Annotated in this window: 27 protein-coding genes and 2 tRNA genes; 19 read left to right on the top strand and 10 right to left on the bottom strand. The window is 32.4% G+C overall.

Features of this window, described 5'->3' with window-relative positions; translation table 11 throughout:
* Positions 1-292 precede the first annotated feature (292 nt).
* The 3 genes from ACA31_RS07330 to ACA31_RS07320 all read left to right on the top strand — a co-directional run bounded on the left by ACA31_RS07330 (position 293) and on the right by ACA31_RS07320 (position 3,302).
* A complete protein-coding gene (locus tag ACA31_RS07330) occupies positions 293-1,864 on the top strand; it encodes an alanine/glycine:cation symporter family protein (protein ID WP_057512683.1) in 1,572 nt (523 codons plus the stop codon).
* Between the two features lie 96 nt (positions 1,865-1,960).
* Positions 1,961-2,707: an esterase family protein gene (locus ACA31_RS07325; RefSeq protein ID WP_057512682.1), complete on the top strand. Its 747-nt coding sequence runs from the start codon at positions 1,961-1,963 to the stop codon at positions 2,705-2,707.
* An 85-nt stretch (positions 2,708-2,792) separates the two neighbouring features.
* Positions 2,793-3,302, top strand: a complete 510-nt coding sequence (locus tag ACA31_RS07320; RefSeq protein ID WP_057512681.1) for a YjcG family protein — start codon at positions 2,793-2,795, stop codon at positions 3,300-3,302.
* A gap of 105 nt (positions 3,303-3,407) precedes the next feature.
* Here ACA31_RS07320 and ltaA read toward each other — a convergent pair whose 3' ends face one another.
* Complete coding sequence (gene ltaA / locus ACA31_RS07315) at positions 3,408-4,610, bottom strand: lipoteichoic acid biosynthesis MFS flippase LtaA (RefSeq protein WP_057512680.1); 1,203 nt, start codon at positions 4,608-4,610, stop codon at positions 3,408-3,410.
* Positions 4,588-5,763, bottom strand: coding sequence for a diglucosyl diacylglycerol synthase (locus tag ACA31_RS07310; protein ID WP_057512679.1), 1,176 nt, complete (start codon positions 5,761-5,763; stop codon positions 4,588-4,590). Before ACA31_RS07310 ends, ltaA begins: the two co-directional genes overlap by 23 nt.
* Positions 5,764-6,194: 431 nt before the next feature.
* On the opposite strand from ACA31_RS07310, the gene ACA31_RS07305 reads away from it, so the two are divergent.
* The 7 genes from ACA31_RS07305 to ACA31_RS07275 all read left to right on the top strand — a co-directional run bounded on the left by ACA31_RS07305 (position 6,195) and on the right by ACA31_RS07275 (position 15,843).
* The gene (locus tag ACA31_RS07305; RefSeq protein WP_057513006.1) at positions 6,195-7,679 is read left to right on the top strand and encodes a UDP-N-acetylmuramoyl-L-alanyl-D-glutamate--L-lysine ligase; all 1,485 of its coding nucleotides are present in this window, start codon (positions 6,195-6,197) and stop codon (positions 7,677-7,679) included.
* 19 nt (positions 7,680-7,698) lie between these two features.
* Positions 7,699-7,908: a YueH family protein gene (locus ACA31_RS07300; protein ID WP_057513005.1), complete on the top strand. Its 210-nt coding sequence runs from the start codon at positions 7,699-7,701 to the stop codon at positions 7,906-7,908.
* A gap of 12 nt (positions 7,909-7,920) precedes the next feature.
* Positions 7,921-9,483 carry a peptide chain release factor 3 gene (locus tag ACA31_RS07295; protein WP_057512678.1) on the top strand — a complete coding sequence of 521 codons (1,563 nt, stop codon included), beginning with the start codon at positions 7,921-7,923 and terminating at the stop codon, positions 9,481-9,483.
* Between the two features lie 353 nt (positions 9,484-9,836).
* Positions 9,837-10,640, top strand: coding sequence for a TerC family protein (locus tag ACA31_RS07290; RefSeq protein ID WP_057512677.1), 804 nt, complete (start codon positions 9,837-9,839; stop codon positions 10,638-10,640).
* Between the two features lie 279 nt (positions 10,641-10,919).
* Positions 10,920-12,710, top strand: a complete 1,791-nt coding sequence (locus ACA31_RS07285; protein WP_057512676.1) for a S1C family serine protease — start codon at positions 10,920-10,922, stop codon at positions 12,708-12,710.
* Between the two features lie 18 nt (positions 12,711-12,728).
* On the top strand, positions 12,729-14,087 hold the full coding sequence (locus tag ACA31_RS07280) for a TrkH family potassium uptake protein (RefSeq protein ID WP_057512675.1): 1,359 nt from the start codon (positions 12,729-12,731) through the stop codon (positions 14,085-14,087).
* 247 nt (positions 14,088-14,334) lie between these two features.
* Positions 14,335-15,843: a bifunctional metallophosphatase/5'-nucleotidase gene (locus tag ACA31_RS07275; RefSeq protein ID WP_057512674.1), complete on the top strand. Its 1,509-nt coding sequence runs from the start codon at positions 14,335-14,337 to the stop codon at positions 15,841-15,843.
* A 237-nt stretch (positions 15,844-16,080) separates the two neighbouring features.
* On the opposite strand, the gene ACA31_RS07270 is transcribed toward ACA31_RS07275, so the two are convergent.
* Positions 16,081-16,683, bottom strand: a complete 603-nt coding sequence (locus ACA31_RS07270; protein WP_057512673.1) for a CPBP family glutamic-type intramembrane protease — start codon at positions 16,681-16,683, stop codon at positions 16,081-16,083.
* Between the two features lie 6 nt (positions 16,684-16,689).
* Entirely contained in the window at positions 16,690-16,875 is a 186-nt protein-coding gene (locus ACA31_RS07265; protein ID WP_057512672.1) for a YkvS family protein, read from the bottom strand.
* A gap of 200 nt (positions 16,876-17,075) precedes the next feature.
* On the opposite strand from ACA31_RS07265, the gene ACA31_RS07260 reads away from it, so the two are divergent.
* Positions 17,076-18,065: a lipoate--protein ligase gene (locus ACA31_RS07260; protein ID WP_057512671.1), complete on the top strand. Its 990-nt coding sequence runs from the start codon at positions 17,076-17,078 to the stop codon at positions 18,063-18,065.
* Positions 18,066-18,164: 99 nt separating this feature from the next.
* Here the strand turns inward: ACA31_RS07260 and ACA31_RS07255 are convergent, their stop codons facing one another.
* Entirely contained in the window at positions 18,165-18,383 is a 219-nt protein-coding gene (locus tag ACA31_RS07255; protein WP_057512670.1) for an IDEAL domain-containing protein, read from the bottom strand.
* 252 nt (positions 18,384-18,635) lie between these two features.
* On the opposite strand from ACA31_RS07255, the gene ACA31_RS07250 reads away from it, so the two are divergent.
* The 3 genes from ACA31_RS07250 to ACA31_RS07240 all read left to right on the top strand — a co-directional run bounded on the left by ACA31_RS07250 (position 18,636) and on the right by ACA31_RS07240 (position 19,520).
* A complete protein-coding gene (locus ACA31_RS07250; protein ID WP_057512669.1) occupies positions 18,636-19,196 on the top strand; it encodes a competence protein ComK in 561 nt (186 codons plus the stop codon).
* A gap of 158 nt (positions 19,197-19,354) precedes the next feature.
* Positions 19,355-19,429: transfer RNA gene (locus ACA31_RS07245), tRNA-Asn, on the top strand.
* A 2-nt stretch (positions 19,430-19,431) separates the two neighbouring features.
* A tRNA-Ser gene (locus ACA31_RS07240) sits at positions 19,432-19,520 on the top strand.
* Positions 19,521-19,730: 210 nt separating this feature from the next.
* Here ACA31_RS07240 and ACA31_RS07235 read toward each other — a convergent pair.
* The 3 genes from ACA31_RS07235 to ACA31_RS07225 all read right to left on the bottom strand — a co-directional run bounded on the left by ACA31_RS07235 (position 19,731) and on the right by ACA31_RS07225 (position 21,151).
* Positions 19,731-19,865, bottom strand: a complete 135-nt coding sequence (locus ACA31_RS07235; protein ID WP_057512668.1) for a hypothetical protein — start codon at positions 19,863-19,865, stop codon at positions 19,731-19,733.
* Positions 19,866-19,878: 13 nt separating this feature from the next.
* On the bottom strand, positions 19,879-20,763 hold the full coding sequence (locus ACA31_RS07230) for a permease (RefSeq protein ID WP_057512667.1): 885 nt from the start codon (positions 20,761-20,763) through the stop codon (positions 19,879-19,881).
* Between the two features lie 67 nt (positions 20,764-20,830).
* On the bottom strand, positions 20,831-21,151 hold the full coding sequence (locus ACA31_RS07225; protein WP_057512666.1) for an ArsR/SmtB family transcription factor: 321 nt from the start codon (positions 21,149-21,151) through the stop codon (positions 20,831-20,833).
* Between the two features lie 148 nt (positions 21,152-21,299).
* Between ACA31_RS07225 and ACA31_RS07220 the strand changes: the two genes are divergently transcribed.
* The 4 genes from ACA31_RS07220 (at position 21,300) to ACA31_RS07205 (ending at position 24,050) form a co-directional block, all read left to right on the top strand.
* A complete protein-coding gene (locus ACA31_RS07220) occupies positions 21,300-21,614 on the top strand; it encodes an ArsR/SmtB family transcription factor (protein ID WP_057512665.1) in 315 nt (104 codons plus the stop codon).
* 2 nt (positions 21,615-21,616) lie between these two features.
* Positions 21,617-22,906, top strand: coding sequence for an arsenite efflux transporter membrane subunit ArsB (gene arsB, locus ACA31_RS07215; RefSeq protein WP_057512664.1), 1,290 nt, complete (start codon positions 21,617-21,619; stop codon positions 22,904-22,906).
* 17 nt (positions 22,907-22,923) lie between these two features.
* Positions 22,924-23,319, top strand: a complete 396-nt coding sequence (arsC, locus tag ACA31_RS07210; RefSeq protein ID WP_057512663.1) for an arsenate reductase (thioredoxin) — start codon at positions 22,924-22,926, stop codon at positions 23,317-23,319.
* Between the two features lie 482 nt (positions 23,320-23,801).
* Positions 23,802-24,050: a GlsB/YeaQ/YmgE family stress response membrane protein gene (locus ACA31_RS07205; RefSeq protein WP_057512662.1), complete on the top strand. Its 249-nt coding sequence runs from the start codon at positions 23,802-23,804 to the stop codon at positions 24,048-24,050.
* 396 nt (positions 24,051-24,446) lie between these two features.
* On the opposite strand, the gene ACA31_RS07200 is transcribed toward ACA31_RS07205, so the two are convergent.
* Entirely contained in the window at positions 24,447-24,659 is a 213-nt protein-coding gene (locus ACA31_RS07200) for a TM2 domain-containing protein (protein WP_057512661.1), read from the bottom strand.
* A gap of 174 nt (positions 24,660-24,833) precedes the next feature.
* On the opposite strand from ACA31_RS07200, the gene ACA31_RS07195 reads away from it, so the two are divergent.
* Positions 24,834-25,391 carry a GNAT family N-acetyltransferase gene (locus ACA31_RS07195; RefSeq protein ID WP_057512660.1) on the top strand — a complete coding sequence of 186 codons (558 nt, stop codon included), beginning with the start codon at positions 24,834-24,836 and terminating at the stop codon, positions 25,389-25,391.
* A 111-nt stretch (positions 25,392-25,502) separates the two neighbouring features.
* Here ACA31_RS07195 and ACA31_RS07190 read toward each other — a convergent pair whose 3' ends face one another.
* Positions 25,503-26,441, bottom strand: coding sequence for a 1,4-dihydroxy-2-naphthoate polyprenyltransferase (locus ACA31_RS07190; protein WP_057512659.1), 939 nt, complete (start codon positions 26,439-26,441; stop codon positions 25,503-25,505).
* Positions 26,442-26,620: the final 179 nt, after the last annotated feature.

Here is a 26,620-nt window from a genome sequence, read left to right as displayed (position 1 = left end):
TATCCTATATAGCCAGAGAACAAAAGATAAAAATTGATGTCAATCCAATGAATAATTAAATCGATTCAAATAACTTTATAGAATATTAAAGGAAATCACATTATGTATTAAATAGTGTAAAATTATTTCATCATAAAAATTAAATTATTAAAAAAATTTATTATTAATAGCAATTAGAAATATATAAAATGTTAAAAAGATAACTTATGAAATGCGTTGCGCGGAACCTTTTATATGTGTATAATGATAAAAAATATCATTATACACAATGGTACAACAAGGGGGATACGTTATGTTAGAGAGTTCACTTACGTGGTTGTATGATATTGTATGGAGTAAGCCTTTAGTCTATGGTTTGTTACTTACAGGGGTATTGTTTTCATTTATGATGCGCTTTTTTCAGGTTAGACATTTTAAAGAAATGATACGTCTAATGTTTCAAGGGGAGAAATCACCTACAGGTATATCTAGTTTCCAAGCGATTGCACTATCATTAGCAGGTCGTGTGGGTACTGGTAATATCGTAGGCGTGTCGACTGCCATATTCATTGGTGGTCCTGGCGCAATATTTTGGATGTGGGCGTCAGCATTTTTAGGAGCTGGGAGTGCATTTATTGAATCTACACTCGGTCAGATTTATAAAAGGGAAGAAAAGGGGCAATACCGAGGTGGTCCAGCATTCTATATCGAATATGGTATCAAAGGTAAGCTTGGTAAAATTTATGGTTTAATCTTTGCTGTAGTAACAGTAATTTCAGTCGGTTTATTATTACCGGGTGTTCAATCTAATGCAATTTCGAGTTCAATGAAAAATGCGTTTAGTTTTGATCCATGGATAGTAGCAATCATTTTGGCGATATTAATTGCCTTAATTATATTTGGTGGTATTAAATGGATTGCAAACGCGGCAACAGCAGTTGTTCCGTTTATGGCAATTTTATATGTTTTAATGGCAGTCGTTATTATATTTATTAATGTTGAACAAGTTCCAGCGCTCTTTGCTTTAATATTTAAATCTGCATTTGGATTTGAAGCAGCATTTGGTGGTATCGTTGGGGCTATGATTGAAATTGGTGTTAAAAGAGGTTTATATTCAAATGAAGCAGGTCAAGGGACGGGACCACATGCAGCGTCTGCAGCAGAAGTATCTCATCCAGCTAAACAAGGGCTAGTACAATCATTCTCAGTATATATTGATACACTCTTTGTGTGTACGGCAACAGGTTTAATCATTTTACTTTCAGGTACATATAACGTCACTGATGGCGGATCCATGTCAGATGGTAAAGCAAGTATGATTAAAGACAATGGTATATTTGTAGAGATGTCAAACGGAGATAAAGATTATTCAGGTACAGCGATGTATGCGCAAGCAGGTATTGATAAATCATTACAAGGTAGCGGCTATCAATTTGATCCTGCATTTTCAGGGTTTGGATCATACTTCATAGCAATTGCATTATTTTTCTTTGCCTTTACAACGATTTTGGCATATTATTATATTGCTGAAACCAATATTACGTATTTAACTAGAAAAAGTTCAAAAAAAATGACTTTTGTTTATATTAATATCACTAGAATTGTACTCATTGCAGCTACAGTTTATGGTGCAGTGAAAACTGCTGATGTAGCGTGGATGATGGGTGATTTAGGTGTGGGTATGATGGCTTGGCTAAATATCATTGCTATTTGGATATTGCACAAGCCGGCAATTAACGCGCTGAAAGATTATGAAAAACAGAAGAAAGCGCTTGGATCAGGTAGAAGAGCAATTTATAAACCAGATCCTAAGAAATTGCCTAATGCTGTCTTTTGGCTTAAAGATTATCCTAAACGACTAAAAGAAGAAAAGTTTAAAGAATAACACTGTATTCAATTTATAAAAATTTAAGTTGAAATATTTTAAAATAATGCGTCTCTTGGTACAATGTCATTAAGACTACTAGGGGGCGCATTATTTATGTATGATTTTCAACCAGGAAGAATTAATAAAATTAGTTTTCCTAGCGAACTATTAGAAAGAGATGTCACACTATCTATTTATTTACCAAAAGATTTTTCAGAATTATTTAAGTATAAAGTTATATTTTGTTTTGATGGTTTAGATTTTTTTAGTTTTGGAAGAATTCATAGAAATTATGAAAGTCTACGAGAAGAAAACGAAATTGAAAAAGCAATCTTTGTTGGCTTTCATTACGAAGATGTTGACAAACGACGCGCAGAATTTCACCCACAAGGTGCGCGTACGCATTTAACAGTTAAAGCAGTAGCGAATGAAATTTTACCTTTTATTGACCGAACGTTTCCTACATATAAAGTAGGTAATGCGCGCATATTACTTGGAGATAGCTTAGCTGCAAGTGTAGCCTTAATGACAGCTTTATCTTATCCAAGAATTTTTAGTCAAGTAGGCTTATTAAGCCCACAACATGATGAAGTGATTCAAACTTTAATTGAACGATGTCAATTTCAAGAGCAGTTAACCATATGGCATGCTGTTGGTTTAGAAGAAGACGACTTTGAGTTACCAACAAACGGCAAGCGTGCAGATTTTCTAACGCCTAACCGTGAACTGAAATCTATTATTGAAGCAAATAACTTCACACATCATTACATAGAGTTTGAAGGCGGCCATAGATGGAAATCATGGAAGTATTTACTCGATGATTTGCTAAAGTATTTTTTGTCAGATAATATTTCATTTTAATAAATTGAATAAAAGTTAGTTTAAAGTAACGAATTTTTCAGAAATTTGATATAATGTAATTATGTTAAACAAAGGAGGAATTTAAATGATTTTAGGATTAGCATTAATTCCGTCAAAAGCGTTTCAAGATGAAGTGAATGCATATCGTAAGCGTTATGATGCTCACTATGCGTCAATTATGCCGCATATCACGATTAAGGGGCAATTTAAAATAAACGATAGCGATTTAGAATCTGTCAAAGAGACAGTAAAATCTAGACTTGAGGGTATACCAGCAGTTGATGTTCATGCAACAAAAGCATCGAACTTCGCGCCGATTACCAATGTCATTTATTTTAAAGTTGAAAAAACTGAAACTTTAGAAAAATTATTCTACAAATTTAACAATGGTGATTTCCATGGCGTGCCAGATCACTCATTTGTACCACATTTCACAATTGCGCAAGGGCTAACAAGCCAAGAGTTTGAGGATATTTATGGACAATTGAAATTAGCGGGTATTGATTATAAAGAAACAATTGAACAACTTTCTTTAGTTTATTATGATGAGAAAGATGAAAAATGGAAAGTATTAGATAACTTTAACTTAGCTTAAAATAATACCCCATTAGTAGCATCTATAATTGCTTACGATTAAAAAGGAGTCACTAACATGTTGTTAGTGACTCCTTATTTTGTGATTATGATCTTAGTGAAGATATTATGAGCTTAGATGATATTTTCTTTTTCTAATAAAATATAAACCATAGAATATAGCTAAGAATAAGAATAATAGTGCTGAGAAATAAAATGTATTATTTACAGAAGCTGTGAATTGGGTGATTAAACCACCAACAAGTGGACCGATCATTGAACCAAAGCCTTGCACACTGTTAAATACGCCCCAAGTTTCTTCTTGTTCATCTAAGTGTATATGGCTTGCCATAAATGTGTTCCATGCAGGTAGTAAAATACCATACATCAGACCAATAAAGACTGCCAATACCCATACAAGTGCAATATCTGTAATCAGTGATAAAGCAAATATCATTATCGTATATAGTATAAACCCACCAAAAATGACACTGTACATAAATAACGTGCCATATTTATCAATGATTTTTGATAAGAAGAGCATTGAAACCGCACAACCAATACCTCCAAAGACAAGCGCCATAGTATATTCTACAGTAGATACGCCGACAACTTTCGTTGCATAAGTAGGTAGAATAGGCACTAATGCCGTAATTGAAGCGCCTTGTAACAAAATGCCTGGGAATAAAATTAAATGACGTTTTGTGACATCTACGATTTGGCCTAATTGTTGCTTAACCGGTCGAGTATTATAATTTGTAAGTCTTATCTTCACGAAGTAATACAAAATCCAAGCAATAAGTACGACCAATGACATCATAAACGCAAATTTTGTTGGATGGAACTTGAAGATAAGGTTCATACCAACCATGCCGACAAGTAAACCGAGGAGCCATGAAAAATAAACGTAACCCATTTGTTTGCCACGAGTTTTCTCATCAACGCTTGCAAGCATTATGACCCAAATAGGACTAACAGCTATACCAAGTAGTACTGCACTGATAATTAAAACAATCGGAGAAGTCGGGAACCAAATGACTAAGAACAAACTTCCGAATGCAAGTAGAAAACCTAATGTGAGTACGAGTTTCGTGCCTAATCGTTTAAGTAAAAAACCAATTACGAAGTTGGTTGTTGCATCAGCTATAAAATGAGCAGAAATAGCGATAGATGTGACACCTACCGCAATTGAGGTTGCTGTTGGAAGCAATGCTAAGTAACTTAATATATACATGCCTCGGGCAAATTCCATTAAGAACAAAATTACTAATAAGATTATAAAGTTTTTATTTGAATGATAATTATCTTTATTTAACGAAGAGCTTTGCATATAAAGGAACCTTTCCGTAAACTTCTTCATAGCGAGATGAATGATTAAGTAAATTTAACAAGTCATTACACAACTTATAAGTTGAATATGGAATTCGAGATTCATTCATAGACTGAGTCATTTCTGCTATTTTTGATGGTGTATTTGTTAATGTTGCAACTTGCTGAATTGCTTCTTCAGGTGTGTCAGCAATGAAACCAAATCCTTTTTCTTCAAAATAATTTGCATTCTCTAACTCTTGACCTGGAGCAGGATTCAAGAAAATCATTGGTATTTGACGTGTTAAGGCTTCGGATATTGTGATGCCACCTGGTTTAGTAAGCATTAATTGGCTTGAAGCCATCCATTCATTCATATGCTTAGTATAGCCTACGATGAGTACATTGTCATAATTTTTAAATTGCGCAGATAACGTACGTTTCAAATCTTTATTTTTACCACAAATCATTACGACTTGAGAGTGTGGAGTTCGATTTAATATCTCTTGTATCATTTGATCAAAGCCTTTTGATACACCGAAGGCACCTGCAGACATGAGTATCGTTGGTTTGTCAGGGTCTAAATGATTTTGACGTAGCCACGATGTTTTATCGATATCTTCTTCGAATTTATCTGCAATAGGGATTCCAGTAACTTTTAAATGTGATTGAGGAATACCTATGCTAGCAAACTCCTCTTTTAAATCTTCTGTAGCTAGATAATATCTTTGAGAATGGGGCGTTATCCAGTTCTTTTGCATTCTATAATCTGTCATTACAGTTGCAATTGGAATGTTCATGTCAAATTGTTCTGTCAAAACAGACATTACTGGTGTTGGGAAAGTAAGTAAGATTAAATCAGGCTTTTCCTTTAACAGTAAATTTATTAATTTATTAAGTCCATAGTATTTATAGAAACATTTGTCTAATTGGTCAGGACGACTATAGTAAAATGCTTTGTACATATTTCTGAAATATTTAAAACTATTAATGTACCACTTTTTACATATAGAAGTCAGTATTGGGTGAGCTTCTAAAAACAAATCATGTTCAATTACTGTTAAATTGTCTAGATTCATTTCGTTAAACTGGTTCACTACACTTTGAGTAACTTGTAAATGACCATTACCAAAGGATCCAGTAAGGATTAGTATTTTTTTATTTTGAGTAACCATTTAAGCCACCCTCCAATAGTATAAATTTAGCTCATGCTAAGTTTAACGCATTTCTTTAACATGCGAAAGAAAAAACATAATTACTGAAGATTATATCATTTTACATACTGATAGGAAATGATTCATACTGAATTCAGAAATGTGTATGCAGTAAATTAAGTCATTGTATATGAATACATTACCACGCTTAATATAAATGTATGCTTGAAAAGTAAAAATTAAGTGAAAATATAAAAAGTATTAACAAATTGGTTACATAAAATTAACAATGCTATTTAAAGCTAATTTAAATGCAAAAAAATCATGTATTTTTCTTATTACAAAAACACACATATAATAGGAAGAAATTATTATAGTCTAGATATTAGATTCTATAAAATCAAAGAAAAACGTGTATAATAGAAGTATTGGAAATAAAGGAGCGATAAATGTTGGATGCAAATTTGTTATTTGAAAAAATAAGAGTAAAACAAGTTGTCGGTACGTTAGAGAGAGATGTAACAGATATCACAACTGATTCTCGTACTGCACAACAAGACAGCGTTTTTGTAGCATCAAAAGGTTATACCGTTGATAGTCACAAATTCTGTCAAGACGTAGTAAACCAAGGTTGCCAAATCGTCGTTGTAAGTCAAGCGCAAGAATTAGACGGTAACGTGACACAAATTATAGTACCTGATACTTTACGCGCAGCAAGTCTATTAGCAAACCAGTTATTTAATTATCCAAGTAAACAACTTGTAACTTACGGTGTCACAGGAACAAATGGTAAGACATCAATCGCTACAATGATACACCATATCTATAGAAAATTAGGTAAAGGTAGTGCTTACTTAGGAACAAATGGTTTTCAGATTAATGAAGATAAATCAAAAGGCTCTAATACCACACCAGAAACTGTAGCTTTAACTAAAAAAATCAATGAAGCTGTTGAAAAGAAAGCGGAGGCTATGACTTTAGAAGTTTCAAGCCATGGTTTGTCATTAGGACGCTTAAGCGGCGTTAACTTCGATGTGGCAATTTTTTCAAATTTAACACAAGATCATTTAGACTTTCACGGTACGATGGAAGCATATGGCCATGCAAAATCACTGTTATTTAGTCAACTTGGCCAAGATTTGTCTCAAGAAAAATTTGTGGTGTTAAATCAAGATGATGAATTTTCCGAATATCTTGCATCAGTATCACCATTCGAAGCGTTTACTTACGGTATTAATAACAACGCACAATTTATGGCTGAAGATGTAAATGAATCATTACAAGGTGTGACTTTTAATTTCGTAACACCAGAGGGTGATTTTTATGTGAAATCACCATATGTCGGACTTTTTAATGTTTCTAATATTATGGCAGCAATGATTGCTATTTGGAGTAAGGGCGTCAAGCTAAGTGAAATTGTAAAAGCAGTTGAAAATTTAGAACCAGTCGAAGGCAGACTCGAAGTATTAGACTCAATGTTACCAATTGATTTGATTATTGATTATGCACATACGGCAGATGGTATGGATAAATTAATCGATGCAGTTCAACCCTTTACATCACAAAAATTAATTTTCTTATGTGGTTTGGCAGGAGAACGAGATATGGGCAAAGCGCCTGAAATGGGACGCATTGCGTGCCGTGCGGATTATGTGATTTTTACACCAGATAATCCTGCAAACGATGAGCCTAAAGTATTAACACGTGCACTGGCGCAAGGTGCGACACATCATAATTACATTGAATTTAATGATCGGGCAGAAGGCATACGCCATGCGATTGATATCGCTGAACCTGGAGATACAGTAGTGTTAGCTTCGAAAGGCAGGGAACCGTATCAGATTATGCCTGGCTATGTAAAAGTACCTCATAGAGATGATTTAATTGGTTTAGAAGCTGCATATAAAAAATTTGGTGGTGGGCCTGTTGAAGATTAGCAGTATAGATTGTAATGATATGCATTCAAATATATATATATATGAAAATACGAAAGCGGAAATTTACTTAATTGCGTTGCCAGAATTAAATTGGTCATTAGAAATAGATACAACATTAAATGAAGATGATATCAATGATGAACTTGTGATACACTTGTTTACGTTACTTGACGAGTCTACTGCAACTGAGATTGCCGCAGACATTGTCAAATCGATACTTGAGGATTAAAGGAGATTAAAAATGAGTATAAAGGAAGAAGTAGAATCAAGAAAAACCTTTGCAATTATTTCTCATCCTGATGCTGGTAAAACCACATTAACTGAAAAGTTATTATTATTTGGTGGTGCGATTAGAGAAGCAGGAACTGTTAAAGGTAAAAAGAGTGGGAAATTTGCAACAAGTGACTGGATGAAAGTTGAGCAAGAGCGTGGTATTTCAGTTACAAGTTCAGTGATGCAGTTTGATTATGACCACTATAAAATAAATATTTTAGATACACCAGGACATGAAGATTTTTCAGAAGACACATATAGAACACTTTTAGCAGTAGATAGTGCTGTTATGGTAATTGACTGTGCAAAAGGAATTGAGCCACAAACACTAAAACTTTTTAAAGTTTGTAAAATGAGAGGTATTCCAATCTTTACCTTTATTAATAAACTTGACCGTGTTGGTAAAGAGCCTTTTGAATTATTAGATGAAATTGAATCTACTTTAGAAATTGAAACATATCCAATGAATTGGCCGATAGGAATGGGGCAAAATTTCTTTGGTATTATCGATCGTGACTCACATACAATTGAACCTTTTAGAGATGAAGAAAATACGCTACACTTAAATGATGATTTTGAATTAGAAGAAGATCATAAAATGAAAAATGATAGCGCGTTTTCTCAAGCTATTGAAGAATTGATGCTAGTGGAAGAAGCGGGAGAAGACTTTGATAATGAAGCATTGTTAAATGGTGAATTAACACCTGTATTTTTTGGTTCGGCATTAGCTAATTTTGGAGTTCAAAACTTCTTAAATGCTTACGTAGACCATGCACCAATGCCGCATAGTCGTCAAACGAAAGAAGAAGTGGTAGTAAAACCCTATGATTTAGATTTTTCAGGATTTATTTTCAAAATTCAAGCGAATATGGACCCTAAACATAGAGACCGTATTGCCTTTATGCGTGTAGTGAGTGGTGCATTTGAACGTGGCATGGATGTTACGTTACAGCGTACGAAGAAAAAACAAAAAATCACACGATCCACATCATTCATGGCAGATGATAAAGAAACAGTAAATCATGCGGTAGCTGGAGATATTATTGGTTTGTATGATACTGGTAACTATCAAATCGGTGACACTTTAGTCGGTGGTAATCAAAAATTCAATTTCCAAGAATTACCACAATTTACGCCAGAATTATTTATGAAAGTTTCAGCTAAAAACGTTATGAAACAGAAACACTTCCATAAAGGTATTGAACAATTGGTTCAAGAAGGTGCGATTCAATATTATAAAGCACTACACACAAACCAAATTCTTATTGGTGCAGTTGGACAGTTACAGTTTGAAGTATTCGAACACCGCTTAAAAAATGAATACAATGTCGATGTAGTCATGGAGGCAGTCGGTCCGAAAATTGCACGTTGGATAGAAAATGAAGATGAAGTTAAAGATAAGATGAGTACATCGCGTTCAATTTTAGTTAAAGATATTTATGAAAATTATGTATTTTTATTTGATAATGAATTTGCAACAAGATGGTTTGAAGAGAAGTTTCCAGAAGTTAAATTATATGGTTTGTTATAAAACTATATTTTGTGTATAATAACGATATTAATAGAATACCTATGACTTTGTAGTCAGAGGGGAGTAACTCAACTGTTATTAAAAAGATATATGGAGTATGCATTTATATGCTTAAGGAAAATACTTTATATATCTTTTTAACATAGTCATTTTATCGTCATTACGAAGCTTGATTGCTTCCGGTAAAATGGGCAGATACAAACTGTCGAGTGAGACCTTTGCTAATAGTGAATAGCGTGATTGATTTGTTCTTTGGTGTATAAAAACTAAGGGAACTAAATTAAATAGCGGTAATACACTAACTTAGCTTAGGTCTCTATTTTTATGTTTAAAAATTTAAGGAGTTGTCCTATATGGATCCAAGTATGATTTTACCTTATTTATGGGTGCTCGTTGTTCTAGTATTTTTAGAAGGATTATTGGCTGCAGATAATGCTGTAGTTATGGCAGTTATGGTTAAACATTTACCACCTGAGCAACGTAAAAAAGCTTTGTTTTATGGTTTGTTAGGTGCATTAGTATTCCGTTTTATATCATTATTCTTAATCAGTATTATCGCAAATTTTTGGTGGATACAAGCACTTGGTGCGCTATACTTATTATATATGTCCATAACCAATTTGATATCCTTCTTTAAAGAGAAAGATAAGGAAGAACAAGAAGCTGGTGATGATCACCACTTTGATGAAGATGGTGGAGAGATTCATGCAAGCCCTAAAGCATTTTGGGGCACTGTTTTAAAAGTTGAATTCGCAGATATCGCATTTGCTATTGATTCAATGCTTGCGGCTCTTGCAATCGCAGTGACATTACCTGCAGTTGGCATTCACTTCGGTGGTATGGATTTAGGTCAATTTGCTGTTATGTTCGTAGGCGGTATGTTGGGGGTTGTAATTATGCGTTTCGCTGCAACATGGTTTGTAAACTTATTGAACAAATACCCAGGTTTAGAAGGCGCAGCTTTTGCTATTGTTGGTTGGGTAGGTATTAAATTAGTGGTTATGGTACTCGCACATGAAAAAATCGCTGTTTTACCTGAACACTTCCCACATAGTATGTTATGGCAATCTATTTTCTGGACTGTCATGATATTATTAGTAGTTATTGGTTGGTTAACTTCATTAAGAAATAACAAGAAAAAAGAAAAACAAAAATAAATGTTAACGTAACTGGAAAAGCTCATAGAGCTTTTCCAGTTTTTTATGTAAAACATGTGAAGACAATAATGTGTTATCCTAAAATTTTAATATTATCATTTAGTAATTCAGTAGCAAGTATCTAAATATTTGAGAATATCATTTAAAGTTAGAAATTCAGGGAGAAAGTGATTATAATCAGAATGTATCTGTTTTTATAAAAGAAAATAAAGAAGAATTATCTATTATCTTATGTCATAATAGATTGTGAAGGTTTATGTGAGATTAGGAGGGATTAAGGTGACTCAAAATAAAAAACACGTCATTCCTAAAGAAAAGTACGGACGTAAACGACGTGAGTTTTTTCATAATGAAGAACGGGAACAACGTGTTCATTTAGAGCATGAGGCCAGAGAACAACGTGAAGAAAAAGCACAAAAGTTAGCCAAAAATAATGAGGAGCGTGTGAAAGAAAATTTGAGAAAAGCACGTATCGAAAAGCTAACACAAGAAGAGATACAACAACAACAGGCTATGATGGCTAAACAAAGTGGCTCTAAAGAAGATATAGATACACCAAGCGAGAAACAGATATCAAATACCGAGCAGTCTTCAAACTACCCACAGAAGCAAAATACTAATTATCATAATCAAAGTAAGTCTGAGCAAGAAACAGATTATCGTCCAGATAATAAAGAAAATGATACTGTGGTTACTGACAAGAACGTATTATCAAACAATCAGTCGTCAAAAATTGATGAAGAAGATAACTTTTATTCAGAAGAAGCACAACAATCTCGAGTTGAAGCATACGTTGAAAATGATGATGTAGATGCAAAAGAACAGGACAAAGCGCACACAACAGAGCGTAATAAGCATGCATCTCAACAACAAGAACAAGAACCAAGTCACGCAAGTCGAAATAAACAATTAAGCGGCGTTGAAAAAGTTAAATATTTCTTTAAAGAACAATGGCCTAAAGTACTTATCGTTATTGCAGTTATATTATTATTAACATTGATGAATGCAATATTTACTAACGTTGATCAAAACGGTAATGAGAGGGATAGTATTTTCCAAAGTAATAAGAATAAAGAAAAGTCATATACAGCTACGATGAAGAGCGCAAATAGTGCTACACAATCAATAGTAACGGTTGAGAATGATACAAGCAACAAAGGTTCTTCTGCAGAGAAAGAGACACAAGAAGCAGGTAATGAAAATGAGCTAGGGTCAGGTGTCGTCTACAAAAAAGTAGGCGACTCTATTTTTATCATGACAAATGCGCATGTAGTAGGAGATAAGGCAGAACAAAAGATTACATATGGTAATGGAGACTACTCGATAGGAAAAGTCATTGGTACAGATAAATTTTCTGATATTGCAGTAGTTAAAGCCAAAGTTAAGTCTAGAAGCGACGTTAAACCAATCAAAATGGGTGATTCAAGCACTTTAGTATTAGGGGAACCCATTATTGTTGTAGGGAATCCTCTAGGTGTTGATTTTAAAGGCAGTGTTTCAGAAGGTATTGTATCAGGTCTTAATCGTCATATACCTGTAGATATTGATAAAGATGAACAATATGATGTATTAATGGATGCATTTCAAATCGATGCACCAGTAAACCCTGGTAACTCAGGTGGTGGCGTAATTAATAGAGATGGCAAATTAATAGGTATTGCATCTTTGAAAATTGATATGGATAATGTAGAAGGTATTGCTTTTGCGATTCCAGTAAATCAGGCTGAATCAGTAGCAAAAGAACTTGAAGCAAAAGGTGAAGTCAAATATCCTAATACAGGTATTCGTATCACTAATGTTGCCGATATCGATGATGAAACGCGTCAATCATTACAACTACCTGAAGAAGTGAAATCAGGTGTATTAATTGGTGAGGTTAAAGAAAATTCAACAGGTGAAAAATCTGGGTTGCAAAAAAATGATGTAATAGTAGAATTAGATGGTAAAGAATTAGAAGATAATCTAAGATATAGACAAATTATTTTTAATCATAAAGATGATTTGGATACATTACCAGCTAAAATATACAGAGATGGTAAGCTTAAGGATATCAAGATTAAATTGAAGTAGCGTTGGGGTGAATAAACGTTGTCCATTTTCAATCAATTGTTAAAAAAATCAAGCCCTCAACAAGGGATAGTAATGTATTATATTGTTGCAATTATCGTAGCATTTTTATTGCTTAATTTACCATTTGTTCATAAATCTGGGGTCAATGTTGACCCGATTGATTCCTTGTTTGTAGCAGTTTCAGGCGTGAGTGTGACTGGTTTATCACCTGTTAATATCGTCGAGACATATACTACTTTTGGACAAATCATAATTATGATTATTCTAAATATTGGTGGTATTGGCGTCATGGCCATAGGTACGATGCTGTGGGTGTTTTTAGGAAAACATATTGGTATGCGCGAACGTCAGCTTATTATGCTTGATAATAATAAAGATACAATGAGTGGTACAGTTAAACTGATTCTAGATATTGTCCGTACAATTTTAATTATAGAATTTGTTGGTGCCTCGTTATTAGCATTCTATTTTTATAGAGATAACCCAGATTTGCAATATGCAATTATGCAGGGCATGTTTGTAGCTGTATCTGCAACAACAAACGGTGGTTTAGACATTACAGGACAATCGTTAATTCCATATGCCAACGATTATTTTGTTCAGACTATAGTTATGTTTCTAATCATTTTAGGATCTATAGGATTTCCAGTATTAATCGAAGTTAAAGCATATATTAAAAATAGAATACCTAATTTTAGGTTTTCATTATTTGCAAAAATTACAACAATGACTTACTTAGTATTGTTTGTATTTGGCGCAATAATTATTTTGTTATTTGAACATAACCATGCTTTTCAAAATATGACGTGGCATAAATCGTTATTTTATGCACTGTTCCAATCTGCAACAACGAGAAGTGCTGGATTACAAACCATTGATGTAAGTGACTTTGGAGAAGGTACAAATGTGATTATGAGTCTTTTAATGTTTATTGGTTCTTCTCCGAGTTCAGTAGGTGGTGGTATTAGAACGACTACTTTTGCAATTTTAATCTTATTCTTATTGAACTTTAGCAATAAGAATGAAAAAACTTCGATTAAAGCATTTAATCGTGAAATTCATACGACAGATGTACAACGTTCATTTGCTGTTTTTACTATGGCAGGAATACTCACATTTGCAGGTATGATTACGATACTTGTGGTTGAAAATGGCAAAATATCATTTCTACAAGCATTTTTTGAGGTGATGTCAGCGTTTGGAACATGTGGACTGTCGTTAGGCGTTACTGATGACATAAGTGGGATGAGTAAGGTTGTGTTGATGATACTGATGTTTATTGGTCGTGTAGGGCTTATTAGTTTCATTATTATGATTGGTGGCCGAAGAGAGCCAGACAAATACCATTATCCGAAAGAACGTATTCAAATTGGCTAAAAATTCATTTTGATAGTTATATGGTGATTAAATATTAAGTTAACCCCCTTTCTTGTGAAAATAGTGCAAGAGAGGGCTTTTTAATTGCAATGTTCCATAAAATACTGTGAAACTATTAAAAATAAGGCTATTGGATGATTTAAGCAAAGTTTTTAAATTATTAAAGTTCTTAGAATGTAATATTTCTTTTTTGCTATCATGGGTATTTAGAAACATGTTAAACTAAAGTAAATGAGGGGAGAGGCATATGAAAAAAAGTGAGAGAATTACAATAGATGTTATCACAACTTCAGATATGCATAGTCATTTTCTAAACGGAGATCATAGTTCTAATATATATAGAGCAGGTACTTACGTTAAAACGAAAAGAAAAGAAAATGAACATGTGATTTTGTTGGACAGTGGCGGTAGTTTGGCTGGTTCATTGGCTGCATTTTATTATGCGGTTGTTGCGCCGTATAAGCGTCATCCTATGATAAAACTGATGAATGCTATGCATTATGATGCAAGCGGTATCAGTCCTAATGAATTTAAATTCGGTTTATCCTTCTTTTCAAGAGCAGTCTCTTTATCCAGGTTTCCATGGCTATCGGCAAATATTGAATATAAGCGTACACGAGAACCTTATTTTTCTACACCTTATACGATAAAAGAAATAGAAGGCGTCAAGATAGCTATTGTTGGATTGACTTCAGACGGTTTGATGAACCGCGAATATTTCGAAATGGAGAATGAGCTGCAAATTGATAAAACATTAGTGTCTTCTAAAAGGTGGATTCGTTTTATTCATGAAACTGAAATGCCAGATTTTCTCATAGTCATATATCATGGTGGTATAAACCAACTTAATAAATCTGCAAATGAACGCGAACAAAACGTGAATGAAGCGGAAAAAATTATGCAATCACTAGGAGTGATTGATTTACTGATTACTGGCCATCAACATCAAACCTTTATAGGTAGAGATGATCAAACATTGTATGTGCAAGCAGGTCAAAATGCGGAACAATTAGTGCATGTAAAAATTAACTTTAAGCAAAGAACTACCTCATATGAGTTAGAAGATGTAGAGTCACAGATCGTTGATTTAAATGAGTATAAGGAAGATGAGGATTTACTAAACTTAACATTTTATGACAGAAAAACTGTTGAACATTGGGGAAAAGAAGTTTTAAATGTTAAACCTATTTCTGCTCAAGTAAATGGTTTAGGAGATGTTATTACGAAACCTCATCCTTTCACACAACTTTTACACGACGGTATTCGATCAGAGTTTGATTATGATATTTCATGTGTACATTTACCTACCAGTGGGGAAGAAGGCTTAAAGGCAATAGTAACTAATGAAGCATTATATAAAGCGTATCCACATCCTGACGTGCCAGTTGATTTAACTATAAAAGGACAACAGATAAAAGATATTCTAGAATATGGCTATTCACATATAGAATTTAGCCAAGGTGAACTCAGTTTAACAATTATTGATGAAACATTATGCACGTTTTGGCAAGGCGTAGATTACACAATTGATATGAATGCTGCACCATTTAACCGTGTTAATTTAAAAAATATTAGGCTGAATCATATGTATCGTGTAAGCATGACAGATTATTGTTATAGAAATTATAGGCAGTATTTAGAAAATGCAGTTATTCATGAAACTGGAGAAATAACAATGGTAGAACTAATATCTAGAAATTTGAAGAACAAGCAGTATAAAATCAATCAAAAACAAAGCTTTAATGTAATAACATAGATTGAAAGATTGTAATATAAATATGAGTTCGTACTCGCTTGTATAAGGCAGACCCTCAGCCTCATCCTGTAGACTTTGGCAACCATCTCGTATGATATAGTGTAGGAATTACTAAAAATACTTAGCCTACTAATATAACTATTTCACATAACACAAAAAACTGGAAGATGCTCATTATTTTAATGAGCATCTTCCAGTTTTTAATTTTTAATAGAACGTATAAAGTTCCACAATAAGTTAAGCATGGAATATTAATAGAATTACAACTGCAACGATTTGTGCTATTACAGAGGTAGCAATTCTACGCGTATAAAAGTAGCTTATTGAGAGTGCAATTTGTACGATAAAGACGAAGAAAACAATCCATAAATTATCTAGATAGTAGAATAATGAAGCCGAGCAAAGCGCAGTAATTAAAATGCTTAGCCAACTTGGTATGTTTAATTTAATCAATTCTTTTTGTAAAACTGTTCTCATATAGAGTTCATGACAAGGAATAACAAAGACTAATGTTATTAACATTTGCCATTTAAAATATACGCCAGTACGTGTTAATTCTTTAATTAATTCAAGATATTTTATATCCGAAGAAATTGCTGCAATAATCAGCTGAATAATAATTAACACGATACCAGTAACAATTCCAACACCTAGAGAAGTAAGTAATCTTTTAGATCCTATATCTCTTTGATAAAAGAGATAACTAATACCAGCTATGAGCATAATGCCAGTATATAAATACCAATACTCTTGTTTTTCTCCCCACATAGCGAAGAGGATGATGTGGAATGCAATAAAGCTTAAAAGAAACCATATTAAAGCCTTTGAAATTCTATTCATTTTTTACTATCCTTCTTGTTCAACGATTGTATATCGCTTATGATTAATAACAGTTTTTTCAGGCAAGTCTAAATCATCGAAATTCTCCATAATTGTTAAATCAACAATTACTGAATTATCATTAATTTTTTCTACACGGCCTTTTAACCCATTATAAAATTCTACTATATTTCCAACTTCTGCAACAGTCATTTTTAGTCCTCCCTAGAAATGCTAACTAGATAGTATTATACAAAAAAACTGAGGACAAATAAACAAATAACCATTAAATTGTGTGATATAAACGGATTTTGAAACTTTTTATCATATTTAAAGTAAATGATTGGCATTTTCAGAGGAAATATAGCATAAATATGGTAAGGGTATATTTATAGGGAAAAGGAGTGCAATAGATGAAGTTTATTAATAATAATGGTATTACAGATCCAACATTAAATTTAGCAATGGAAGAATATGTTTTAAAAAATATGCCAAAAGACGACAGTTATTTTCTATTTTATGTGAATAGACCGTCTATTATAATTGGTAAAAACCAAAATACGATTGAAGAAGTTAACAAACCATATATTGATGCACATAATATTGATGTTGTGAGACGTATATCTGGTGGGGGTGCTGTTTATCATGATGAAGGCAATTTAAACTTCAGTTTTATAACAGATGATGATGGTAACAGTTTCCATAATTTTAAAAAATTTACTGAACCAATTGTTGAAGCATTAAAATCGCTTGGTGTTGATGCTGAAATGACTGGTAGAAATGATATTCAAGTAGGTAAAGCTAAAATTTCAGGCAATGCTATGGTAAAAGTGAAAGATCGTATGTTTAGTCATGGGACATTAATGTTAAATAGTGAATTGAGCGAAGTTCAGAAAGCATTAAAAGTTAATCCTGCAAAAATTAAATCTAAAGGGATTAAATCTGTACGTAGCAGAGTCGCAAATATTTCAGAATTTCTTGAAGCACCTATTGATATTGATGACTTTAAAGATATTATCTTAAAAACTATTTTTGGAGAAGTAAATCAAGTCGAAACATACCAACTCACAGATGAAGATTGGAAAAATATTGAAAAATTGAGTAATGAGAAATATCGTACTTGGGACTGGAATTATGGTAGAAATCCAAAATATAACTTTGAAAGAGAAGAGAAGTTTGAAAAAGGCTTCGTTCAAATTAAATTAGATGTTAAACAAGGTCGTATCGAGCATGCAAGAATTTTTGGAGATTTCTTTGGTGAAGGTGACATTATAGAACTTGAAAATGCACTAGAAGGTACGTTACACGAATTTGATAGTATTGAAGAAGCATTTTCAAATTACGATATTTATCATTATTTTGGTGATATCAATCGCCATGAACTAATTAGATTAATGTCATAAGTGATAGTTATTAATAACTATTAAACTCAAAAAGGTCTATTCTCTAACTTATTGGTGTAAGTAGGGAATAGACCTTATTTTAAATAATAAACTACAAAATTATCCAACGAGAAATTCCTCCAGGTTTTTGTATTCTTCAGTATAACGTTTAAAATCCTGCTCGTTTTTATTCTTAAGTGCGTGGTCAATGAGGTCTTCTAACTGCTGTTTACGGACATTTCTTAACGATTCATCAATGATTAACTCAATACCTAAATCATTAATCGTTGACACAAAAGATTCTAATGAATTGTATTTAACATTTGTATTGTTTTTCATTTTCAACACAGCCCCTCTATCTATATTTACATATAGTATACAGCCTTTTATTTTTGAAATCAATAAATAGTCAGACTTTTCCGAAAATATAAGTGTAATTTGCAACTTTTCAAAAAATAAGAAAATGCAAAAGTATAACAACTAAAAATCAATTGTAGAAAATTTATAATATATTTTATTATATAAGTTGATTTTAAAATCTTTGTGTTATATTATTTGTATATCACCGTAAGTTTTAAGGAGGCGTCAGCTATGATTCAACAATACATTATTAAAAAGGGTGATATGGTTCTTCAACCATGTAATTTACCTATAGGACAAAATGAAGGCACTTGTGTATTAAAGTATAAGGAGGAGCGTGATATCGTAAAAGAACGGACACACAAGATTATAGATCGTTCATGTAGATTTTATGGTAGTAGTTATGTATTTAAAAAAGAAGACACAATGAGAATTACAGGTATTAATAGTAAACCCCCGATTTTATTCACTCCATTATTTCCTACTTATTTTTTTCCTACACATTCAGACCGAAAAGAAGAAAACACTTGGATCAATATTCATTATGTACAAACGATAAGAGCTTTAAAAGATAAAAAATGTAAAATCACATTTGTCGATAATCAGACTATAGTTGTTAATATTTCAGCACACAGTATGAATCATCAATACTTAAATGGTATATATTATTACTATATGATGGATAGAGCAGCTAGGGTGGCTACTTTTGATCCTGAATCTCCTATAGACTATACGAAACCCCAATTAAATATTTATGAAGCATTAGCAAAATATTCTCTATTTGAAAAATAAATAACAAAGCATTCCTTAATTTTAAATGTAAAAATTTCATATGTGGAATATTATATTAATTTAGTGTAAATATTCCGCATATTTTTTTGCTAAAGGTACTTGAAAATTTCTCAGTAGTTGATATAATAGTATTTGTGCTTGATTGAGATATCAATTATTCCACAGTAGCTCAGTGGTAGAGCTATCGGCTGTTAACCGATCGGTCGTAGGTTCGAGTCCTACCTGTGGAGCCATTGGAAACGTACTCAAGTTGGCTGAAGAGGCGCCCCTGCTAAGGGTGTAGGTCGCGCAAGCGGCGCGAGAGTTCGAATCTCTCCGTTTCCGTTAATGAAAAAGATTTTTAATACCGAAGTCCTTAACAGGATTTCGGTATTTTTTGTTTTGAAAAGAAAAATGTATTTAGAATGATGTCGAGCTATAATATAAGTAGTCGACTTTGAAATGAAGATACGTACAAACAAAGGAATCTTCCATAAATTTAGAAGGTTCTTTTGTTTGTACGTTTTATATTTTATATTTTAAACTTTGAGAAAACTAGCAACAATTTTTACTGTCTTTTTCCTTTTTTTCGTTATTATCTTCTTTTTCATCCATATGCTCTTCAATTTCTACTGAACAACATGATTGTTCTTGTGGTTTTAATTTTTTTAATACATCTTTGATTCCCATTTAGTACACCTCCTTAAATAATTAAGTTCACAATTAGACCAGTTGCAATTGCTACGACTAAAATTGCTATAACAAAAGATATTACAAATTTCTTTTTAAATAATTTGGACAACAATACGACTTCAGGAATACTTGCGCCTGCGCCACCTATAATTAATGCGACCACTGTACCTAAAGACATGCCTTTAGATACTAATGCTTCAGCTATAGGGAGCATTGTTTCTGGTCTGATATACATTGGAATACCAATAACAGAAGCAATAACAACTGAGATAATGCCATCGCCACTTGCATATTGAGTTATAAATGTTTCTGGAATAAATCCATAAATAAATGCACCTATAAATACACCAATAATTAAATATGGCAACATTGGATATAGGAAAGCCCAAGCATCATTTAACGCTTGCTTAATACGAGATCCTGATTTATTTGAGAAGAAACCATCACCTTTAACAGTAACGCCTTTATAACTCTCTGCCAAATTCATTTTTGAAAATACAAGACCTGTTAAAATACTGAAAATCGCTAAAACAACAAAATAAACAACAGCAACTTTCCAGCCTAATAGAATCCATAGCATAAATATCATGAGTGGATTCATGAGTGGGGAAGCGATTAAGAAACTCATAGCTGGACCAAATGGTACTTTTGAGTTTAATAATCCTGCAAGAATAGGAATAGTGGAACAAGAACAAAATGGTGTAATAGCTCCAAAAGCCATTCCTAATACATAGTTAGTTACTTTGTTTGGTTTGCTCAACAGCCTTCGTATTTTATCTTCTGAAACGAGTTGTTGAATTAAACTTACGATAAAGCTTACAACTATAAATAGTGCTAACAATTCAAAAAATAACATTAAAAATGTTTTTATGAATTCAATGATTGATTCTGTCATTAGTAAAGCTCCTCTATATTCATTAATCAAAAAAAGTTGATTAATATAACATGAAATAAGATGAAAACTACAATATTTTACAACAAGTATCTTCAGTTAATACGACTTGGATTTGTGCTTCGTTGATTTTGTAGTAGTTCCATGTGCCGTGCTTTTCAAGGATTAAAATCTGTGCACCAACCAATTTTTTTAAATGATAAGAAAGTTTAGATTGTTTTAAGTCTAATAACGTTTCTAAATCACACACACATAGTGATTTATTAGGACTCTGACTAATTTGATTAAGTATTTTCAAGCGGTTTTTGTCAGCGAGTGCATTGAACATAGTTTCATAATAGGTTAATTTATCATCTTCATTTAAATGATTTGCATTTTTTATAATGTCCATAAGTTACACCTTTCTAATTAATCAATTTTTTTTGATATATCAATTGTAATATATCCTAAACATTTTTTCAATTTATGATTTTATTAATACAAAATAGACATTTATATATATAGATGATATTCTATGTACTTGTGAAGGAGAGATAAGCGTGTCATATAAAGAATTATCGGCTGTATTAAAAGTTTTATCTGACCCTAGTAGGTTAGAAATTTTAGATTTACTTTCTTGTGGTGAATTGTGTGCATGTGATGTATTGGAACATTTTCAATTTTCGCAGCCAACGTTAAGTCATCATATGAAATCATTAGTAGTGAGTGAGTTAATTACTACACGAAAAGAGGGGAATAAGCGCATGTATCAGCTTAACCACGATGTATTTGAACAAATTAATCAAGGATTAAATCTAATAAATGCTTCGAATGAATTATGTGTCTGTATAGATATGAAGTCAGGTGAGTGTTAACGATGACGATATTAGCAATCACAATCTTTGTATTAACGTTAATTTTTGTTATCTGGCAACCTAAAGGTTTAGATATTGGAATTACAGCATTAATCGGTGCTGTAGTTGCTATAATTACTGGCGTTGTGAGCTTTTCAGATGTAGTAGAGGTAACTGGAATTGTTTGGAATGCGACCTTAACATTTGTTGCTGTTATTCTTATTTCACTCATATTAGATGAAATAGGGTTCTTTGAGTGGTCTGCTATACATATGGTTAGAGCATCAAAGGGTAATGGCTTGAAAATGTTTATCTTTATCATGCTATTGGGTTCAGTTGTCGCAGCATTTTTTGCAAATGATGGTGCAGCTTTAATACTTACACCTATTGTTTTAGCAATGGTACGTAACTTAGGTTTTGATAAAAAAGCAATATTTCCATTTATTATTGCTAGTGGTTTTATTGCAGATACAACTTCATTACCACTCATTGTTAGTAATTTAGTTAATATAGTTTCTGCAGATTATTTCGATATAGGGTTTATTGAATACTTCGGTAAAATGATTATACCTAATATATTCTCGTTGATTGCAAGCATTCTTGTCTTATGGCTTTATTTTAGAAAATCTATTCCAGGCAAATTTAACGAAGTAAATATTAGAGAACCAAGAGAAGCAATTAAAGATAAAAAGCTTTTTAATATCTCTTGGATTGTACTTGCTATCTTACTCGTTGGTTATTTAATAAGCGAGTTTATCAATATTCCAGTATCTATTATTGCTGGTATCATTGCTTTAATATTTGTATTATTAGCGCGTAAATCTAAAGCGGTACATACGAAGCAAGTCATTAAAGGTGCGCCATGGAATATTGTTTTATTCTCCATTGGTATGTACCTCGTCGTATTTGGTCTGAAAAATGTGGGTATTACAACACTTCTTGGTGATGTACTAACAAATATTTCAAGTTACGGCTTATTCAGTAGCATTATGGGTATGGGCTTTGTAGCTGCATTCCTATCCTCCGTTATGAACAACATGCCAACCGTATTAATAGATGCAATAGCAATTGGTCAATCGAATGCCACAGGAATATTAAAAGAAGGTATGATTTATGCCAACGTTATTGGGTCTGATTTAGGACCTAAAATAACACCAATTGGCTCTTTAGCCACACTTCTTTGGTTACACGTATTAACTCAAAAAGGAGTGAAAATATCTTGGGGTGTATATTTCAAAACGGGAATTATTATCACAATCCCTGTTTTATTTGTAACCCTATTAGGTTTATATTTAACACTAATTATTTTCTAAAAGAGAGGTAAAAATAAATGAATAAAAAAACAATTTATTTTATATGTACTGGTAATTCTTGTCGTAGTCAAATGGCTGAAGGCTGGGGAAGAGAAATACTCGGCGAAGAATGGAATGTTTACTCAGCAGGTATCGAAACGCATGGCGTAAATCCTAAGGCGATAGAAGCTATGAAAGAAGTTAACATTGATATTTCAGATCATACATCTGATATGATTGAAAGTAATATTTTAAAACAGTCTGATCTCGTTGTTACACTTTGTAGTGATGCTGATGAGAATTGTCCAGTCATCCTGCCTAATGTAAAAAAAGAACATTGGGGCTTTGATGATCCAGCTGGTAAAGATTGGTCGGAATTTCAACGTGTAAGAGATGAAATAGGGCATACAATCAAACAATTTAAAGAACTATAGATTGTTTGATTTTTGTTTTTAAATGATGAATTTAAAAATGAGCATGAATTAAATCAGAAAAATAATATTAAGCCTTCAAAGTAGACAACGAAAGTGAAAACTTTGAAGGTTTTTATATGTCAAAAATGGCAGTATAATTATAATGTTTTTAAATAAATAGTTAGGGAAGCGTGTATTATAAACAACAAGTTTATGTTAATTAGATATGATTAAATCTTTATAGACAATCTGATTCAATAAATATAATGAAATTTTGATTTTAATTTAAGATATTGCATGATTAATATATTTTGATATTGTAACGGAAATCTAAAACTTCTTATAAAACGCCTTTATAGCATATTTAAATATAGGTCTTTTGAGAAAAGCGACGTAAAGCTCTTTTGTTTTTTTACAATAAATATTTTTTGCGATATTGTATATAAATAAAAAAAGTGGTAAGCTATATAATGTGGTAAATTAAGAAAATAGGAGAGATATATATGGGCTTTATTATTATGATTATAGTAGGCGGTTTAATTGGCTGGTTAGCTGGCGCAATTTTAGGTAAAGATATTCCAGGTGGAATTATTGGTAATATTATTGCAGGTTTAATCGGTTCAGCTATAGGTAGTAAATTATTAGGAACTTGGGGACCAGTTTTAGGTGGCGTTCCAATCTTACCAGCTTTAATCGGGGCAATCGTATTAATCCTAGTTGTTTCATTTATTATTAAAGCAATTAGAAAATAGTGTATAATCACTCACCATTTGATGGGGATTAGAACGTAGACAAACCAATTACTGTATAAGTATTTGGTTTGTTTTTTTATAGATATAAATCTCTTGAGGCAACCTTTGAGCATAAGTAAAAAAGCTAACTGTTTACTATTTTAGAAACAATTAGCTTTTTATTATGTTCTTAAACTTTAATGTATGCGGAATCTATTTTTTACTTATTAAGTTTTTGATTCCTTTTATAATAAAGCCTACTACTACAGATCTGAAAACACGTGATATGATATTTTTCATTATTAATCCTCCTAAGTCACAATTCGATTTTCCTTAATTCGCTGTATAGTTTCTTTACCCAGTTTCAGATAAAATATGGGAGAAAGTAGAAATTTTTTTACTTTTAATAAAAAGAGGTTATTTTTCAAAAGAAATAAGCCCGTCTTCATCTGCTTTGTTAAAGAAAATCGTTATGATGCCACTAATTATAGCAATAACGTATGGAATGCCTGTCCAAAAGAACAGTAAATGTATAATACCTTGTAAAAGTTGATTTGAGTAAAATTTATGAATGCCACACCAACCGAGTATAAATGCAAGTATAACGTAAATGACTTTATTTACTTTCATATGTTTAGTCCTTTCATTTTAAAATTATTATCTTAATTATCTCTTATATTAAGCGATTCAACAATGGAAAACAATTAATGAAAAACGATTTCTCGTATAAACTAGTTATTACTTCGAACTTTTTATTCAAATCATATATAATATAGTTAAATAAACATAATAAGGAGAATACAAATGATTAGAAAAGCTAAACCTAACGATAAGCATGAAATTGCAAAATTATGTTATATCATTTGGAGTCAATTAGACATAGATTTAGTGGAATATACTGACAAAGAGAGATTACTAAAAATTATGGAACAAAGTATGGTTGATGTCCAATATAGAGGACATTATAGTAACACTTGGGTATACGAAATTGATGATGAAATTGCAGGCTGCTTAATTGCATACCCTGGTGACAAAGAGTTAGAGCTTGAAAAGGCTTGGTTAGATATGGAATTAGATGAAGACATTAGAGTTTATGGAACACCGATGCCAATGAAAGAAGCTAAGGATGATGAATGGTATATCGAAACAGTTGCTACATTCCCAGAATTCAGAGGGCAGGGTGTCGCTACTAAATTAATTCAACATGTATTAGAAACCTATCCAGATGAAAAGTGGAGCTTAAATTGTGATTTACTCAATGATGGCGCGTTATATGTTTATAAAAAATTAGGATTCCAACCTACAAGTGAGTTTGATTTATATGGTCATATGCATTGTCACATGGTACATGTAAAAGGCTGATCTTTTGTCTTTTTAAAAATACAAAAAAATCGATCTTCATGAGCATGAAGATCGAAAAGTAATACTTACTTTATTTGATTGCTTGGTTAAGCTTGTTTATTGAGAAATATATTAAATACCACCGAGCAAGGCACTAATATAAATACCAAGTGCATACAGTAGACCGAAGAATGTGTTCGTTTTTCCTGTTGCAGCCATTGCTGGCATCATAGTTGCTGGCGTGTCATTATTTTTGAATCTACGTACAGCTTTGATAGGTAGTGGGAATGACAGTAAAGCAAGTAAAAAGAAAATTGAACCACCAGGTTGGAAGAACGTAATATAGATGACTAATGCATACGCGACAATGTACATAAATGCTAAAAAGCGTATAGAATTATTTTTACCCAATAAAATAGGTAATGTCTTACGACCACTTTCCTTATCTTTAACACGGTCACGAATATTATTGGCCATATTGATTAAACCGATTGTTATAACAATTGGAAGACTGATCCAAACGACTAAACTTTGTAAATTACCTGTTTGAATGAAGAATGCAATTAAAATGATAATCATACCCATGAAAATGCCTGAGAATACTTCACCAAAAGGGGTCCAAGAAATAGGGAATGGTCCACCCGTGTATAAATAGCCAATTGCCATGCATACGAGCCCAATTGGTATGAGCCAGAACGAGCTGTTGATGGCTATAAAAAGTCCTAGTAACGCAGCAATTACATAAAAAGCAATAGCTATACTCATGACTAACTTAGGACTCATACCATTTCGAACGATTGCACCACCGATTCCTACAGAAGTGTGGTCATCTAATCCTTTTTTGAAATCATAGTATTCATTAAACATGTTTGTCGCAGCTTGAATTAATAAACAAGCGATTAACATGGCTAAAAGCAAAGCAAGATTTAGATGATCTTCACTACCAAGTAGGAATATTTTTGCAGTAGCAGTACCAACAAGTACTGGTACCACAGCAGCGGTTAAAGTATGTGGTCTCATTAAGTGCCAGTATTTTCTGACAGTAGAATATTGTTGATATTGAGATGCCATAAAGTTTTATACCTCGAATTCTTTTATATTAAAATATTTTTTATCAAATTTATTTTAATGGAAGAACTTGTAAAGGTCAAATAACGTGAAAAATTTAAAAATGAAATAGGCTAGATACCATACACATATTGTGAAAAGTGGTACAATATTATAATGAGTGAAAACTGATAAATGAAAGA

It is taken from the genome of Staphylococcus sp. NAM3COL9 (assembly GCF_001431205.1).
Lineage (GTDB): Bacteria > Bacillota > Bacilli > Staphylococcales > Staphylococcaceae > Staphylococcus.
Note: the sequence above shows the minus strand (reverse complement) of the source record. Positions and strands in the feature narration are given on the sequence as shown.

Coding starts and splice junctions, on each gene's coding strand:
- ACA31_RS07275 (WP_057512674.1), top strand. CDS start 14,335: ATGAAAAAAAGTGAGAGAATTACAATAGATGTTATCACAACTTCAGAT.
- ACA31_RS07295 (WP_057512678.1), top strand. CDS start 7,921: ATGAGTATAAAGGAAGAAGTAGAATCAAGAAAAACCTTTGCAATTATT.
- ltaA (WP_057512680.1), bottom strand. CDS start 4,610: ATGCAAAGCTCTTCGTTAAATAAAGATAATTATCATTCAAATAAAAAC.
- ACA31_RS07325 (WP_057512682.1), top strand. CDS start 1,961: ATGTATGATTTTCAACCAGGAAGAATTAATAAAATTAGTTTTCCTAGC.
- ACA31_RS07330 (WP_057512683.1), top strand. CDS start 293: ATGTTAGAGAGTTCACTTACGTGGTTGTATGATATTGTATGGAGTAAG.
- ACA31_RS07300 (WP_057513005.1), top strand. CDS start 7,699: ATGCATTCAAATATATATATATATGAAAATACGAAAGCGGAAATTTAC.
- arsC (WP_057512663.1), top strand. CDS start 22,924: ATGAATAAAAAAACAATTTATTTTATATGTACTGGTAATTCTTGTCGT.
- ACA31_RS07250 (WP_057512669.1), top strand. CDS start 18,636: ATGATTCAACAATACATTATTAAAAAGGGTGATATGGTTCTTCAACCA.
- ACA31_RS07320 (WP_057512681.1), top strand. CDS start 2,793: ATGATTTTAGGATTAGCATTAATTCCGTCAAAAGCGTTTCAAGATGAA.
- ACA31_RS07190 (WP_057512659.1), bottom strand. CDS start 26,441: ATGGCATCTCAATATCAACAATATTCTACTGTCAGAAAATACTGGCAC.
- ACA31_RS07260 (WP_057512671.1), top strand. CDS start 17,076: ATGAAGTTTATTAATAATAATGGTATTACAGATCCAACATTAAATTTA.
- ACA31_RS07310 (WP_057512679.1), bottom strand. CDS start 5,763: ATGGTTACTCAAAATAAAAAAATACTAATCCTTACTGGATCCTTTGGT.
- ACA31_RS07290 (WP_057512677.1), top strand. CDS start 9,837: ATGGATCCAAGTATGATTTTACCTTATTTATGGGTGCTCGTTGTTCTA.
- ACA31_RS07265 (WP_057512672.1), bottom strand. CDS start 16,875: ATGACTGTTGCAGAAGTTGGAAATATAGTAGAATTTTATAATGGGTTA.
- ACA31_RS07205 (WP_057512662.1), top strand. CDS start 23,802: ATGGGCTTTATTATTATGATTATAGTAGGCGGTTTAATTGGCTGGTTA.
- ACA31_RS07200 (WP_057512661.1), bottom strand. CDS start 24,659: ATGAAAGTAAATAAAGTCATTTACGTTATACTTGCATTTATACTCGGT.
- ACA31_RS07225 (WP_057512666.1), bottom strand. CDS start 21,151: ATGGACATTATAAAAAATGCAAATCATTTAAATGAAGATGATAAATTA.
- ACA31_RS07270 (WP_057512673.1), bottom strand. CDS start 16,683: ATGAATAGAATTTCAAAGGCTTTAATATGGTTTCTTTTAAGCTTTATT.
- ACA31_RS07230 (WP_057512667.1), bottom strand. CDS start 20,763: ATGACAGAATCAATCATTGAATTCATAAAAACATTTTTAATGTTATTT.
- ACA31_RS07255 (WP_057512670.1), bottom strand. CDS start 18,383: ATGAAAAACAATACAAATGTTAAATACAATTCATTAGAATCTTTTGTG.
- arsB (WP_057512664.1), top strand. CDS start 21,617: ATGACGATATTAGCAATCACAATCTTTGTATTAACGTTAATTTTTGTT.
- ACA31_RS07235 (WP_057512668.1), bottom strand. CDS start 19,865: ATGGGAATCAAAGATGTATTAAAAAAATTAAAACCACAAGAACAATCA.
- ACA31_RS07195 (WP_057512660.1), top strand. CDS start 24,834: ATGATTAGAAAAGCTAAACCTAACGATAAGCATGAAATTGCAAAATTA.